Origin of the sequence: Archangium violaceum (assembly GCF_016887565.1) — a bacterium.
In the GTDB taxonomy this organism is placed as follows: Bacteria; Myxococcota; Myxococcia; order Myxococcales; family Myxococcaceae; genus Archangium; species Archangium violaceum_B.
The window spans coordinates 11,501,350-11,516,055 of record NZ_CP069396.1 but is presented as its reverse complement, the minus strand read 5'-3'; the positions used below and the strand labels follow the sequence as shown (position 1 = coordinate 11,516,055).

Sequence of the window (14,706 nt, the reverse complement as noted above, 5' to 3'; positions counted from 1 at the left end):
GACGTCAGGGGTGAGTGATATTCTGCACCACTCCGGAGGTTCTCCCGCCCATGTCCACTCCTCTCTCCGCCATCTCCTTGCTGCTCGCGGTCCTCGCTGGTGCGCCCGCCTTGGCGCAGCCCGTGTCGACGGATTGGGACACGGAGGGCGTGCGTCACCTCGAGCTGACGGCGGACAACGCCGGGCAGGTGTACGAGGTGGGCATCAGTCCCCACCACTCCACTTCCCTGGTGTTCAACGCGCCGCTCTTACGAGGTGGGGTGGCGGTGGAGGACGAGCGGCTGGTCGCGGTGGCGGTGAACGAGGCGCGCGGCATGGTCATGCTTCTGCCCTCGGATGTGCAGCTGGACAGGCCGTTGTGGCTGACGGTGCGCTTCGCGGACGGGGAGGTGCCGGAGAGCGTCACCTTCCGGTTGGTGGCACGTCCCACCCGGGCTGAGCAGGAGGTGCGGGTGGACCGTCGGCCTCGTTCCGCAGGGTCCTTTCAGCAGGAGGCACGGCAGGAGCGCGAGCGAGCCGAGCGATGTGAAGCCCAACTGGCGCGCACCCAGATGGAACCTCGGTGTCACGAGAGCCTCACGGACCTGTTTGACGCCGGGCTGGTGAAAGAGGGCAAGACTCTCTTGGTGCGGAATCTCAAGAAGGACATCACCCAGCACCCGGGTGATGCCCTCCTGGTACGAAGTGCCTACAGCTACCGCGCCGAGGCGGTGGCTCGGGTCGCGGTGGAATTGAAGATGAACAACACGGGCACCCAGCCCTGGACGGTGGGTGAGGTGGCGGAGCTGGTGAGCAAGGAAGGTGCGCGGCTGCCCGTGCTGAGGGTCTGGTCTCGCGAGCCCATTCCTCCGGGAAAACTGGGCCGTATCGTGGTGGAGGCGGAGGCCACGCAAGCACAGTCCCGGGGAACCTTCCTCCTCGCGTTGACGGAGGCGGACGGGCCGCGCGCCGTCACCGTGCGCGGCGTGGTGTTCCCGTAGGCGGGACTTCTCACGGCTGGCGAGGACACACCCCGCCCCAGACCGTGTTCCACGCCTGGCACGTGTCCCAACGCGGCGCGCCCGGCTCCTCCACCACCAGGCTCGAGGACACGTCCTCTTCCGTGCCCTCCCAGTTCGCGGGCATCCCGGGCGCCCTCACCGTCAGCAGGGTGATGCGCCACTCTCCCCGGAGCATCACCCACCGCTGCACCCAATACAGTTCGTTCCAGTAGCTCGCCGAGTACACCACCCGCTTCGTGTACAGCCTGGTCACCATGGGACGGAACCACGGTTTCTCGAGCTCGTCCCGTGACTCCTCCACCTCCTTGTAGAGCTCCTCCTGCAGCTCCCATGTCTTCTTCTCGTGTTCCTCCTCGGTCACCGTCTCGTCCATCCTCTCGACGGTCACCTCCACCAGCACCGGCTCCGTCATCGGCTCGCCGAACGTGAGCCTCACCCAGGAGTCGTCCTCCTCGGAGCGCTCGGTCGAGACATGGGCCGCGGCCCCGGAGGGCACGGCGACGGAGACGGGTGTCCCGGGCACCTGCACGCGCACCAGGGGCTGCTTCTCCCGCAGCTGCCAGGGGCGCCCCGCCATGGTTCCAACGAAGAGGCAGGCCAGCGTCACCCACCACGAGATGCGCGCGCTCTCCCGCACGCGCCGTACCTCCTTGAAGGCCGGCGGCATCAGCTCCCACGTCAACGCGCCCGACAGCGCGAGCACCGCACCCACCGTGCCTCCCGCCAGATGCGCGAAGTTCGTGCCCGGTTGTGCGCACTCGTATGCGCCGTAGAGGGTGGAGGCCAGGACGCCGAGACAGCACGCGGCGGGCGCGAGCCGGTAGTACCAGGGCCACCACCACGCGCACGGGCCCGGGCGGTAGCAGAGCACCAGCATCGCTCCCAACAAGCCGCAGATGCCGCCAGAGGCGCCCAACGACAGCATCTGCGGGTAGAAGCCCATCATCAGGGTGTTGGAGACCAGGAGGGTCACCGTGTACAGCAGCAGCAGGCGCCAGCGGCCGATCAGCCCCTCCAGGTACACGCCGCACAGCAGCAGCGAGGTGAAGTTGAGCAGCAGGTGCCGCCACCCCTGGTGCAGGTAGCTCGCGCTCAGCAGGCGCCAGGGCTCGGGGCCGAGCGCGGCCGGGCTGAGTCCCGCCCCCATCCGCTTCAGCATGACGTAGGACTCCGCGCCGCCGCACGCCTGAGCGACGAGGAAGACGGCGAAGTTGACGGCCATCAGCGCCAGGCAGGCGACGGGAGGCCGCCGGGGCGTGAGCGCGTCGAGCAGCCGCCGGGCATACCTCGGCGGGGCGCGGACGTGTCGGGAGCCGGAATGCGTGGCAGGAAGCATGGGAAGCATCTCGCGGGGGGTAGAGCCTTGGTGGACTCTACTTCCGCGGACACCTTCGCGATACTACCTGCGCAGTCAGTGCCGTCCCATTTCGTGGATGGCCGTGGCCCAGCCAGTCAGAGGTGGAGAGGAAGCGGGAGCGGAGGGCTGTCCACGGGTACAATTCCCTTCCAGGGTCCTGCTGTCGACTGTGAAGGCAAATGCCTTTCACCATACGAATCGACAAGCCACTGACCCCCTTGCTGGAAGAGCTTCCCTCTCCCGTTCGCGTCTCGCTCCAGGCCCACCTCCAGCGCATCGCCGAGGTGGCCGAGTACCTGCCTCCCGCGGACCCGCGTTGGATGGAGCTTGCCCAACGGGATGGGGATGGCTTGCGGACCTATGTCGCGGGCTGCTGTGTCCGCCTCCACCTGCTGCCCGACAGGCGGCAGGTGCGAGTGGAGCAGATCGGCCGCGTGCGCGTGTCCGTCTGCTTGCCCCCCTCGCTCCCGGTATGAGCCCGCTCGCTTCCCCTGTTCATCCCGCATGCTTCCCAGGTCCGGGTGGTCCCCGAGAGGCGGTTGCAATGCCGCCTGGCGGACAGTACCGGGGCATGGAAAGGCTCCTCTTCCATTGCACGACTAGACTCCGCTGGTCATGCATGGGTGTGCGGGTGGGATGTCCGCGGGAAAGGAGTTCCTCGTGCCGACGGAACGGATTCGAGTGGGAATCCTGGAGGATCAGCGCGTCTTCCGGGAGAGCTTGATCGCTCTGTTCGAGAGCTCTGGGATGGAAGTGGTCGCGCGCGGTGCGGACGTGGAGGGCTTCCTCGCGCAGCTCCAGCAGCAGGCGCCGGACGTGGCGATCGTCGACCTCCGGCTCGAGCGCTCGGATACCGAGGAGGTAGGCAACGGCCTGGAGCTGGTGGAGAAGCTGCGCGACCAGTATCCGAACACGCGCTCGCTCGTGCTCTCGGCCTTCCGTGACATGCCGCTGGTGGAGCGCTGCTTCCAGGCGGGGGCGGTCGGCTATCTGTGCAAGCTCAACGTGGGCTGCGACGAGGTGCTCGCCGCCGTCGAGCAGGTGGCGCGTGGAGAGTGGCTCGTGCCGCCGGAGTTCGTGGTTCCGGCGACCCGGTCTCCCGAGCGGGACGCGCGCGCGGCGCTGCTCGGGCGCATCACCGAGCGCGAGCGCGAAGTGCTCACGTTGGTGGCGGCCGGTACGGACAACCTGCAGATCTCCGCCCGGCTCGGCATCACCGAGCGCACGGTGAAGGCACACGTCTCCAACCTCTACCGCAAGCTGGGGGTACAGAACCGCGTGGAGATGGCGATGGTGGCGTGTCAGCTGGGGCTCGCCCGCCCCGCGGACGCGCAGCACGCGTAGTCCCCAGGGCCGGAGCGGGGTCTTCCCACTCCGCCCCGGTCCTTGACTGGCGCTTTCAGACGAGCAGCGTGCTGCCGCCCGGCTTCTTGCGGAAGGCGGTGAGCTTCTGGATGAGCTCCGCCCCCTGGACACTCTTGGAGAGGTAGCCGTCCGCGCCCGAGGCCAGGGCGAGCGCGCGCAGCCGGGACTCATCCGAGGCCGAGTAGAGGATGAACTTGGTGCCCTGGGGCGCATAGCGGCGGGCCAGGCTGACGACCTGGTCGCCCTTGAGCGCGGGGAAGTTCACGTCCAGCAGGACGAGATCCGGCTCTCCGTTGCGCACCAGATTGGATACGCCCAGGGCCGAGTTGTGCGTCTGCACCTCGAAGCCGCCGTGCGAGCTCAAGGTACGGCGGACGAGATCCAGCTGATCCGGATCATCGTCCACCACGAGGATGCGGACCTTGGGGGCCGCGACGTCAGGCATGATTTCTCCCAATATACTTGCGGATGGTATCCAGCAACTGGTCGCGATCCAGGGGTTTCGTGAGGTAGGCGTTGCAGCCGGCGGCCGTGGCCTTCTCCTGGTACTCGCGCCCGGCGTGGGCGGTGACGGCGATGACGGGGATGGAGGCCGCGGCGGGCATCTGGCGCAGGCGCCGGGTGGCCTCCCAGCCGTCCACTCGAGGCAGCGACAGGTCCATCAGGATGAGGTCCGGTGAGTCACGCGTGGCGCGCTCCACGCCCAGCTCCCCGTCCTCGGCCTCCAGCACCTCGTACAGACCGCCGAGGTAGCGGCGGACGATGTCGCGGTTCTGTGGGTTGTCCTCGACGTAGAGGATGCGCGGCAGCCGGCCGGCGCGCTGCGCGCTCTGCTTGAGCAGCAGGCCCTTGGCCTGGCCGATGACGTCCTCGAGCGCGTGGCCGCCCTTCTGGACGAAGCCGGCGAAGCCGTCGCGCAGCACGGACTGTTCCTCGCCGGAGAGCGTCTTGCCGGTGAGGACCACCACCGGGACGTGGAGCTTCTCGGCGCGCAGGCGGCGCAGCACCTCGAAGCCGTCCAGGTTGGGCATCATCAAGTCGAGGACCACGAGGGTGGGCGGGGAGACGCGCGCCTTGAGCAGGGCGTCCTCGCCGCTGTGGGCCTCGGTGGTGGAGAAGCCGGCGCGGCGCAGGGAGCGGCTGACGAGCTCGCGGGTGGAGGCGTCGTCGTCCACCACCAGCACCTCGCCCACGCCGGTGGTGGTGCCGATGCTGCGGCGCACCACCTCCACCAGGTGCTCGGGCTCGATGGGTTTGACGAGGTACTCGCACGCGCCCAGGGAGAAGCCGCGCGCCCGCTGCTCCTCCACGGAGATGATGATGACGGGGATGCGGGCCAGGTCCGGCTCGCTCTTGAGGGTGGACAGCACGCTCCAGCCGTCCAGGCGGGGCAGGTAGATGTCCAGGACGATGGCCTGCGGGCGCAGCTCGCGGGCCTTCTTGAGCGCCTCCAGGCCATCGGAGGCCGTCACCACCTCGAAGCCCGCGGGGGTGAGCTGCCCGGCCACCAGCTGCTGCACGAGCACGTCGTCATCCACCACCAGCACGGTGCCGCCCTGGGCCACCGCCGCGAGCGAGGCGGCCACGTCCTGCACGGCCACGGGCTTGTCCAGCTCGCGCGACTCGCCCATCACCTCGCCCTCGAGGATGCCGGCCAGCCGCACGGTGAAGGTGGTGCCGCGGCCCAGGGTGCTCTGCACGGACACGTTGCCGCCCAGCAGCTTGCTCAGCTCCCGGACGATGGCCAGCCCCAGCCCGGTGCCGCCCACCTTGCGCGTGGTGGAGCCGTCCACCTGGCGGAACTTCTCGAAGATGAAGGGCAGCTGGTCCGGCGGGATGCCGATGCCCGTGTCCTCCACGGTGAAGACGGCCTCGGTGCCCTCCGCGCGCACGCTGAGCGCCACCTCACCGGACTCGGTGAACTTGGCCGCGTTGGACAGCAGGTTGAGGAGGATCTGCCGCAGCTTGAGCGCGTCCGTGCGCACGTACTGCACCTGCGGGTCGATGTGCAGGGTGAGCTCGACGTCCTTGCCCTTGAGGTACTCCTTCACGGTGGAGGTGCAGTCCTCGCCCAGCTCCTGCATGTCCACGCGCTCGACGACGATCTCCGCGCGGCCGGCTTCGATCTTCGACAGGTCGAGGATGTCGTTGATGAGCGCCAGCAGCGTCTGCGCGTTCTTCTTCACCACGTTGAGGTCGCGCCGGCCGTGCGCCGTGAGCCGGCTGCCCTCCTCGCGCGCCAGCAGGTCGCAGTAGCCGATGATGCCGTTGAGCGGCGTGCGGATCTCGTGGCTGAAGTTGGCGAGGAACTCGCTCTTGAGGCGGGCGGCGGCCTCGGCCTCGCGCGCGCGCTCCTCCTCGTTGCGCTTGGCGATGGCCAGCTCCGTGGCCAGCCGGTCCAGGTCCTCGTTCTGCTGACGGATGATCTCCATCTGCAGGGCGCGCTGCTGGTAGCTGGCCAGCGTGCGCGCGGACACGGCGCGGCTGCGCTTGAGCTCCTCCAGGTTCTCCGCCAGGCGCTTGTTGGCCTCCTGCAGCTCGGCCTGGGACTTGCGCAGGTTCTCCTCGGCCAGCTTGTGCTCGGTGATGTCGTCGGTGATGCCCAGCACGTAGCGGACCTCACCGGTGTCATCCAGGAGCGGCAGCTTGCGGGTGGCGAAGATGCGGTCCACCGTGCCCACCCGCGCCACCTCCTCGAAGACCTTCATCTTCTTGGTGGTGATGATCTCCGTGTCGATGGCGATGAAGGACTCGGCGATCTCCGGGGGCATGTAGTCCCGGTCCGTCTTGCCGAGCAGCCACTCCTTGGACATCTGGAACATGTCCGCCAGCGTCTTGTTCACCACCTGGAGCTGCCGCTTCTCGGCGTCCTTGGCGAAGAGGACGAAGGGGAGGTTGTCGACGATCTTCTCCAGCAGCCAGCGCGAGTGCTGCTGTTGCGTCTCGGCCTGCTGGTGCTGGCGGCGCTCGACGATGCGCTTGAGCTCGCGGCGCACCACCGGCACCAGCATGGGCAGCCGGTCCATCTGCAGGTAGCTGCTGGCGCCGGCCTCCTCCATGACGGCGCGCATCTCTTCCTCGTCGAAGCGGGAGGAGAGGACGATGAAGGGGCGCTCGGGGGCCTTGTCGCGCAGCAGCGGCACCACCTCGCGCAATCCCAGCCCCGGCGCCTCCGCGGCGCAGAGGATCAGCTCCCACGGCTTCTCCAGCGCGGTCTTCAGTTCCTCGGGGGTGGACACGCGCTCGGAGGCGACCGTCACGTCCGCGCGCCGCAGCACCTCCAGCACCTGGGTAGCCTCGCCCTCGCCCAGCACGAGGAGCAGCCGGGGCGTATCCTGGCCCGACATCGCGGGAGCCGGTGTGGTGGTCATCGGTCAGTTACCCCCGAACGCGAGAACCGTCAGCGTCGTGTTGATGTGGAACCCCGAGTAGATTTCGAAGTTCACGTTCATTCCAGCCGCCGGGGGAGCGTGACGCAAGGTGTCGGCCAGTTGGGCCGTGGTTCCAACCACGTGGGAATAGTACATGCGGCCGCCGCAGTGGAAGAGGAGGGCGGCCTGGGGATTCTGGACGCGGCGGGGCAGCTCGTCCTGGAAGAAGGAGCGGGTGAGGCCGGCCATGTCGCCCAGCTTCATGAGCTCCAGCTCGGTGCCCTCCTCCAGGAGGTTGGCGAAGAGGATGGAGTGGTCGGGCAGGGCCTTCCAGGGGGAGCGGATGAAGTACTCGCGGCCCACCTTGAGGGCGGTGGGCTGGGCGGCGAAGCCCCGGGGCTTGCCGTACTCCAGCTCCTCCACGGGGATGCCGAGCAGCTCCGAGTAGCGCAGGGCGGCGGGCTTGCCGTCGATCTCCAGGGCGCGCTGGGCGCTCTCGTCCACCTTGGTGATGACGAGCCGCTCGCCGGTGGGCACGTACCAGTGCGAGCGCAGGGCCGCCCAGGGAGCGTTCGTCTTGAAGAGGGCCACCAGCACGCAGTCGGTGGCCACCTCGCCGTCCACGTGGAGCAGGGCGGACTGCTTGGCGGGGTCCAACTCGTGGTCGGAAGCGCCACCGCCCACGAGGATGAGGGCGGGGTTCTTCTCGAGGATGCCCAGCAGCAGCTCCTCCTTCTTGTAACGGAAGCCGTCGTCGATGACGAGGCCGACGAACTTGCGCGAGTCGATGTCCTGCTGGCGCACGCCCAGGTCCTGCGCGGCGCGCTTCATGGCCATGGCGCCGGCGCCCACCGCGTCCAGGGTGAGGCCGGTGCCCAGGCCCAGGCCCACCTCGAAGTCGCCGTAGAGCGCGCCCAGCACCACGTTGCCGCGGTAGATGCCGTGGTTGTCCAGCTCGCCGTTGGTGGTGGCGCCCACCAGGCGGGTGCCAGCGGGCAGGCGCTCACGCACCGCGCGGTTGAGCGCCTGCTGATCCCTGTCTCTCGAGGCGAAGAGGGTGACGAGCTTGGGGTTGACTCCCTCCAGCTGTTTGACGAGGTCCTCGGCGGCCGCGAGCGGGTCGGACAGTGTGGTGCGAGCCGTCTGCATCTTCACGATTGCCAAGGAGGACCTCCGGGGGGATGGGCGGCGGCGCTAGAAGCCGCTGCCCGGGTGTGTTTTGTGGCAGGCGCCGGTGCACTGCTGGAAGGACTCGCGCCCGCCGCCCACGTACATGTGCTGGATGGGCCCGAACTTCTGCACGTGCGACTCGGGGTAGCTGGTGTGGCACGAGAGGCAGGCGGACTTGCTGGTGCGCTGGGTGGTCTCCTGCTTCACGTGGCAGGAGGAGCACTGCTGCAGCGGGGCGTCGAAGCGGCCGCGCGAGTGGACGAAGTGGGTGCGCACCGCGATGGGCCCCTCCAGCTCGAAGGCGAGCGGGGCGTGGCAGGTGGCGCACGTGGCGCGGTTGTCCAGGGCATGCAGCACCTTGCCCAGCTCGCCGCCCTCGGTGTGGCAGGTGGCGCACTTGCCCGTGGTGAGCTCCACCTCGGTGTGCTGGCGGGTGCCCACTTGAATCTCGATGGTGCGGCTGGCGGCGACGTCCTCGCCCAGGTAGATGCGGCGGGCCTTCACCGTCACCAGGTAGGTGCCGGGCTCCGCGTTGAGCGGCAGCTTGTTGGTGAAGGTGTCCCGCACCGGCGCGTCCCAGCCCGCGTGCGTCGGGTCGTACGCGCCACCGAAGAGCTTGTTGGCCGGCGGCACCGTCATGGCCTGTGCGTACACTCCATCCCGCTCGGGCGTACCGATGGAGATGGACTCCTCGGGACCGAGGAAGTCCTCCATCTCGACGATGTTGCGCAGGGGCTGGATGCTCTGGGCAGGCCCGATGATGGACGCCGACAAATTGCACTCGCGGTGCTTGCGACGATAGTACGTCGTGGCGGCGTCCGAGAAGCCCCGGTAGTACTGGAGGCCGGACTCGACCTGGCCCGAGAGGAACTCGTTGTAGGTCGGCAGGCTGCCCTCCGGGTGCAGGCGCTTGCCCGCTCCGTCCCTGAAGGTCATCCGGAAGGTCACCTCCGAGCCGGGGGCGTAGGTGCCATCCGCGCGCGGGGGGGTGACGGGCGTGATGTCGATGTTGAAGCCGTAGGACCAGGTGGAGCTCTGCACCTGCTCCACGGGGATGCGGTAGGGGGCGCCCGAGCGCGCCGTCCAGTCCACCAGCAGGGCGCGGGTATCCGGCGAGAGGCTGAAGGTGGTGGCCCCGGTGCGAGCGTTGCGCACCTCCACCAGTGCCTCCTCCTCGAAGGCGTGCGCGCCGGCGCAGGAGGTGGCCGAGCCGCAGTCACGCGTCCACTGGATGGCGCGCATGCGGCGGATGAAGAAGTCGTCGCTGAACTTGCGCCGGTCCTCGCTGCCCAGGTTCAGGGGGATGACGCGGCCGGTGGGGCGGCCCCGGGCGTCCACGGGCATCACGGTGATGATGCTGGGCTTCTGCATCCAATGTGAGGAGCGGTAGAAGCGGCGGCGGGTGTAGGTTGTCTGGTCCGCGTTGAGCGAGAAGGTGGGGTCCGCGTCGGCCAGCGCCGTGCCCTGCCAGGCCAGCGACGCGAAGTCGCCCGTGCGGCGCAGACCGTCCACGCCCCGGTCCTCCGTGGCCGTTATCGCGGCGCGCAGGTCGATCTGATTGATGAAGAAGGTCTGCCCGGCCCGCACCCGCAGGGGCGTGCCCACGCCGTTGTCCACCTCGAGCGCCAGGCCCACCGGCTTCGCCACCGGCCGGGGCTTCATCAGGTCCTCGGTCTGCGTGTCGGCCTGGGCCTCCTCGGTCTGCGCCTGGGCCTGGGCCACGAGGCCGGGGGCCAGCTCGAGCGCCTCGCGCTCACCGCAGCCCGTCCCGAGCAGGGCCAGGGCCGCGAGCCACACGCCGCGGCGGATCCCCTTCATCCCGGGGACACGGACGGACGAGTGCGACGGCACACAAAGCGCTCCAAATCCGCTCATGGCGGCCCTCCATTGCTGTCGTGGTGGCGGGCTCGCTCGCGCCCCGCCGTGTGTCGTGACTCCGACTCCTCTTTCCTACCTACCAGGTGGGGAGTCGAAGCGCTTGGGCTATTCCCTGTTTCCCAGGGAACGGCTTTTTTCAAGCAACGACAGAATAGAGGGTTTCTGCCTGGAATTTCAACTTCGAGAGTAATTATTTACCCTCGAAAGCCCGCCTGACTGTGCGGTTCTGACAGGACGCATCGCGTCAGGTGTGGGCCCGCGGTGGACGGACGTGGGAGGACTCACCACGTCACGTGTGGGCGGAGGGGTTCGGGCGTGGGAGGGCGCACCACGTCCAGCCACGTCAGGCGTGGGCCTGGGGCAGCTCGACGGTGAAGGTGGAGCCCTGGCCGGGGAGGCTGGAGACGTGGATGGTGCCGCCGTGGGCCTCGACGAGCTGGCGGACGATGTAGAGGCCGAGCCCGGAGCCGGGGCGGCCGGTGTCGCCCAGGCGCTCGAAGCGGCCGAAGAGGCGCTGCTGGGCCTCGGGAGGGATGCCCACGCCATGGTCGCGCACCGCGAACCGGGCGCGGGGCCCGTCGGCGAGCACCTCCACTTCGATGGGTTGGCCCTGGCCGAACTTGAGGGCGTTGCTCAGCAGGTTGGTGGCCACCCGGTCCAGGCGCTCGCGGTCCCACTGGCCGCGCACCGGCCCCCGGGCGTGGAGCCGCAGGGGGCTGCCCATGGCGGCGGCCTGGTCGGCGAAGCGCTCGGTCACCTCGCGGGCGAGCGCGGCCAGGTCCAGCTCCTCTCGCTCCAGGGAGAGTCGGCCGGCCGACAGCCGGGAGAGGTCCAGCAGGTCATGCACCAGCAGGCCCATGCGGCGTGTCTCCCGCTCGGCGATGGCCAGGCCCTCCTGGGCCCGGGAGTCCGGCGGGAGGTGGCCGCGCAACCGGTACAGGCGCAGCTGGAGCGCCAGCAGGGGGTTGCCCAGGTCGTGCGCGGCCACGCCCACCAGCTCGAAGGCGCCCTGCACCTGGGCGCGCAGCCGCGCGTTGTCCCGCGTCAGGCGCAGCCTCCAGCTCAGCGCGCTCCCCAGGGCCAGCCCGCCCAGGCCCGTGAGCAGCGGCAGCAGCGGGCCTGGTGTCCCTTCGCCTGGGAGGGAGCCCGGCGCCAGCAGTGGCACCGTCAGCAGGGTGAACATCAACAGGGCGGACGCGAGCAGGCCCACGCGCGCGCGCGGCGCGGTGAGGTGATGATGCAGCGGCATGTGGCTCTCCCCCCCAGCAACCCCCCTTCGTGCAGGGTCGCAGGCACGTTCCACCTTGCCTGTAGAGGGTCTGTGGAGGAATGGCCCTCCCGGGCAGGGGCGAGTCCATTAGATGACAGCGGCATCACCCCGGAGTACGAGGCCGGACCGAAATCCGAGGGGTTCGCGGGATGGCCGGGAAGGGCTCGCGAGGTTATGAGCGAACCCCCTTCTTTTCATTCCGTGAGGGTCCGTTTCCGACCATGTCGTTCGTTCCTGGCAACAAGGTCCGCTACCTCCCCCAGCCCGAGTGGGGCGTGGGACATCTGCTGTCGATGCAGGACGAGGGCGCCAAGGCGCTCGTCCTCTTCCCCGCCCGGGAGGGAGAGCCGGTGCTGGTGTCCACCAAGGGTGGCGCCCTGGTGCACTACGCCCTGACGAAGGGCGAGCCGGTGCAGACGGCCAAGGGCCGGCGCGCCACCGTGCTGGGCGAGGAGGAGGGCGGCCGGGGCCTGCGCCGCTACGTCATCCGCTACGCGGACACGGGCGAGGAGGACGAGCTGCCGGAGTCCGAGGTGCATGCGCTCGCGCCGCGCTCGGACCTGCTCAGTACGCTGCGCGAGGGGCGGGTGGGGGACGCGCGCGCCTTCACCCTGCGCAAGCAGGCGCTGGTGCTGGATGACGAGCGGCGCTGTGACGCGCTGGGCGCGCTGCTGGCCAGCCGGGTGATGGTGAAGCCCCACCAGGTGGGCGTGGTGCAGCGCGTGCTGAGCGCGCGCCGGCCCCGCTTCGTGCTCGCCGACGAGGTGGGCCTGGGCAAGACGATCGAAGCGGGCATGGTGTTCAGCGCCCTGCGCCTGTCGGGCCTGGCGCGGCGCGTGCTGGTGGTGGCCCCCAGCCACCTCACCGTGCAGTGGCTGGTGGAGCTGTTCCACAAGTTCAACCAGCTCTTCACGCTGATGGACTCGGACCGGTACGCGCAGTCGCTCAAGGAGATGCCGGGCGTGTCCCCGTGGGCGCGCTTCCCGCTGGTGGTGACGAGCCTGGAGATGCTGGCGCGCGGCGAGGAGCACCGCGAGGCCGTGGCCGACGAGGGCGCCTTCTGGGACCTGGTCATCATCGACGAGGCGCACCACCTCAAGGGCGAGAAGGCCTTCGAGGCCGCGGAGGGCCTGGCGGCCAACAGCTGGGGCCTGCTGCTGCTCACGGCGACGCCCATGCAGTTGGACCCCGCCGAGTACCACGGGCTGCTCACGTTGATTGATGCGTCCACGGCGCCCACGGTGAAGGGCTTCGAGCAGCGGCTGGCGCGCCAGGAGGAGCTGAGCGCGGCGGTGCGCGGGCTGCTGGAGGGCAAGGACGCGGCGGGCGCGGTGAAGGCCCTGGCGGCGCGCTTCCCGGATGACCCGAAGCTGAAGACGGAGAAGGATCGGGACGCGCTGATGCAGCACCTGGCGGAGACGTACAGCCTGTCGGACCGGCTGGTGCGCAACCGGCGCGCGGTGGTGGGTGGTTTCTCCACGCGCCGCCTGCACCGCCACCCGGTGAAGCTGTCCGCGGACGAGCTCAAGACGCGGGACGCCGCGCTGGCCGCGCTCGCGTCCTCCAACCTGCGCGGCGCGCCGCTGGGCAACCTGCTGCGCCGCCTGGAGTCGAGCCCCGCCGCCTTCGGCGAGGCCCTGCGCACCAACAAGGCCCTGGCGGGCGTGGCCGGCAGCCTCAAGCTGCCCGCGCGCGACGCGAAGTTCGGCGCCTTCCTGGACGTGCTGCGCGGCCGCATCTGGGGCTCGGAGCCCAACGCCAAGGTGCTCGTGTTCACCGAGAGCCGCGACACCCTGGAGGCCCTGCGCTCGGAGCTGGGCCGCGAGGGCATCGAAGCGCTCGCGTACCATGGCGACCTGCCCATGGTGGAGCGGGACCGGCAGGTGGCGCGCTTCCGCGACCCCGAGGGCCCCAAGGTGCTGCTGTGCACCGAGGTGGGCGGCGAGGGCCGCAACTTCCAGTTCGCGCACCACCTGGTGCACTACGACCTGCCGTGGAGCCCGTCCACGGTGGAGCAGCGCATCGGCCGCCTGGACCGCATCGGGCAGAACCACCCCGTGGAGATTCACGTCTTCGACCCGGTGGGCACGCTGGCGGCGGACGTGCTGATGCTGCTGGCGGACGCGGTGGGCGTGTTCGGCGAGACGGTGGGCGGCCTGGACGCCGTGCTGGAGGAGGTGGAGGAGCGGCTCACGGAGCTGGCCCTGCTGCCGCGCGAGTCTCGCGTGGCGTACGCCGCCGAGCTGAAGGAGAAGGTGGAGGCGGCGCGGGCGCAGGTGAAGCGCGCGTATGACCCGCTGCTGGACATCCGCTCGTTCGACCGCGAGGCCGTGGCTCGGCTGGTGACGCGCGCCCAGGAGCGCATGGGCGTGGAGCCCGACGAGGAGGAGGAGCAGAGCCTCGACGAGGGCCTGTGGAGCGTGGCGCGCGACCTGGACGAGAAGCTCGAGGAGACGGTGACGGAGCTGGCGCGCCGGGTGGGCATCGGCGTGGACACGGACGAGCAGGTGGATGCCTTCCAGTGCGCCTTGCAGTTCGGCCACGCGCTGAAGGTGGAGGGGCTTCCGGGCATCGACATCACCGAGGACCGGACGGTGCTGGGCTCCTTCTGGCGCGACACGGCCGTGGAAGCCGAGGAGCTGGAGTACTTCGCCACCGGCCATCCCATCGTCGAGGCGCTGTTCGGCTTCCTTCGCGACGGGCCCTATGGGCGCAGCGGGGCGCGCTTCATCGAGAAGCGTGGGCCGATGAAGGCCCGGGGCGTGGAGCTGCTCTACCACGTGCAGATGCCGGAGCCCGAGGACACCTCGCCGGGCGCGCGGGTGCCCAGCCGGCAGATCGCCCGCTTCCTGGAGCGCACGCTGGTGCACGTGGCGGTGGTGGAGGGCCCCACGGGCCCCAAGGCCGACGCGGCGGTGCTGTCCGCGCTGGAGGCCGACGGCAAGTCGCTCAAGGGGGACGAGTGGCTGCGGCTCTTCCCGGGCTTCGGTGCCTTCGTGGAGAAGGGCGTGCCCGTGGCGCAGAAGGCCGCCGAGGCCGACCTGGCCAAGCTGCAGGCGCGGGCGCGCAAGGCCATCGAGTCCGAGCGTGACGCGGCGCTGGAGCGGATGCGGCTGTCGCTCACGCACCAGGGGCTGGAGGAGAAGGCCGTGGAGGCGCAGCTCTCCGCCGAGCGCACGCACTACGAGCGTTTGTTGACGGCACTGGCGGGCGCGAAGGTGGTGCTCGACTCCGCCTGCGGCTTCGTCATCAACCGCTGAGCCTCCGCGCTCCCACGCGGATCGGCTATCGTCC

10 protein-coding genes are annotated in these 14,706 nt (G+C 69.8%); 4 read left to right on the top strand and 6 right to left on the bottom strand.

The window, feature by feature from the left end; translation table 11 throughout:
* Window positions 1–50 precede the first annotated feature (50 nt).
* Window positions 51–980, top strand: a complete 930-nt coding sequence (locus JRI60_RS45860) for a DUF2381 family protein (RefSeq protein WP_204222402.1) — start codon at window positions 51–53, stop codon at window positions 978–980.
* A 10-nt stretch (window positions 981–990) separates the two neighbouring features.
* On the opposite strand, the gene JRI60_RS54835 is transcribed toward JRI60_RS45860, so the two are convergent.
* Window positions 991–2,337: a rhomboid family intramembrane serine protease gene (locus JRI60_RS54835; RefSeq protein ID WP_204222401.1), complete on the bottom strand. Its 1,347-nt coding sequence runs from the start codon at window positions 2,335–2,337 to the stop codon at window positions 991–993.
* Window positions 2,338–2,576: 239 nt separating this feature from the next.
* On the opposite strand from JRI60_RS54835, the gene JRI60_RS45850 reads away from it, so the two are divergent.
* Window positions 2,577–2,834, top strand: a complete 258-nt coding sequence (locus JRI60_RS45850; RefSeq protein ID WP_204222400.1) for a hypothetical protein — start codon at window positions 2,577–2,579, stop codon at window positions 2,832–2,834.
* A gap of 184 nt (window positions 2,835–3,018) precedes the next feature.
* Entirely contained in the window at window positions 3,019–3,702 is a 684-nt protein-coding gene (locus JRI60_RS45845; protein ID WP_239470110.1) for a response regulator transcription factor, read from the top strand.
* Between the two features lie 55 nt (window positions 3,703–3,757).
* On the opposite strand, the gene JRI60_RS45840 is transcribed toward JRI60_RS45845, so the two are convergent.
* The 5 genes from JRI60_RS45840 to JRI60_RS45820 form a co-directional block, all read right to left on the bottom strand.
* Window positions 3,758–4,168 carry a response regulator gene (locus tag JRI60_RS45840; protein WP_204222398.1) on the bottom strand — a complete coding sequence of 137 codons (411 nt, stop codon included), beginning with the start codon at window positions 4,166–4,168 and terminating at the stop codon, window positions 3,758–3,760.
* Complete coding sequence (locus JRI60_RS45835) at window positions 4,161–7,094, bottom strand: response regulator (RefSeq protein WP_204222397.1); 2,934 nt, start codon at window positions 7,092–7,094, stop codon at window positions 4,161–4,163. Before JRI60_RS45835 ends, JRI60_RS45840 begins: the two co-directional genes overlap by 8 nt.
* Window positions 7,095–7,097: 3 nt before the next feature.
* Complete coding sequence (locus tag JRI60_RS45830; protein ID WP_204222396.1) at window positions 7,098–8,258, bottom strand: FIST signal transduction protein; 1,161 nt, start codon at window positions 8,256–8,258, stop codon at window positions 7,098–7,100.
* Between the two features lie 30 nt (window positions 8,259–8,288).
* The gene (locus JRI60_RS45825) at window positions 8,289–10,082 is read right to left on the bottom strand and encodes a cytochrome C (protein ID WP_204222395.1); all 1,794 of its coding nucleotides are present in this window, start codon (window positions 10,080–10,082) and stop codon (window positions 8,289–8,291) included.
* A 403-nt stretch (window positions 10,083–10,485) separates the two neighbouring features.
* Window positions 10,486–11,391: a sensor histidine kinase gene (locus tag JRI60_RS45820; RefSeq protein WP_204222394.1), complete on the bottom strand. Its 906-nt coding sequence runs from the start codon at window positions 11,389–11,391 to the stop codon at window positions 10,486–10,488.
* 242 nt (window positions 11,392–11,633) lie between these two features.
* Here JRI60_RS45820 and JRI60_RS45815 point away from each other — a divergent pair, with 242 nt between their 5' ends.
* Entirely contained in the window at window positions 11,634–14,672 is a 3,039-nt protein-coding gene (locus JRI60_RS45815; RefSeq protein WP_204222393.1) for a helicase-related protein, read from the top strand.
* Window positions 14,673–14,706 lie beyond the last annotated feature (34 nt).

Excerpts from the sequence above, each read along its gene's own strand:
- JRI60_RS45860 (WP_204222402.1), top strand. The coding sequence starts at position 51 with ATGTCCACTCCTCTCTCCGCCATCTCCTTGCTGCTCGCGGTCCTCGCT.
- JRI60_RS54835 (WP_204222401.1), bottom strand. The coding sequence starts at position 2,337 with ATGCTTCCTGCCACGCATTCCGGCTCCCGACACGTCCGCGCCCCGCCG.
- JRI60_RS45840 (WP_204222398.1), bottom strand. The coding sequence starts at position 4,168 with ATGCCTGACGTCGCGGCCCCCAAGGTCCGCATCCTCGTGGTGGACGAT.
- JRI60_RS45835 (WP_204222397.1), bottom strand. The coding sequence starts at position 7,094 with ATGACCACCACACCGGCTCCCGCGATGTCGGGCCAGGATACGCCCCGG.
- JRI60_RS45825 (WP_204222395.1), bottom strand. The coding sequence starts at position 10,082 with ATGAAGGGGATCCGCCGCGGCGTGTGGCTCGCGGCCCTGGCCCTGCTC.
- JRI60_RS45820 (WP_204222394.1), bottom strand. The coding sequence starts at position 11,391 with ATGCCGCTGCATCATCACCTCACCGCGCCGCGCGCGCGCGTGGGCCTG.
- JRI60_RS45815 (WP_204222393.1), top strand. The coding sequence starts at position 11,634 with ATGTCGTTCGTTCCTGGCAACAAGGTCCGCTACCTCCCCCAGCCCGAG.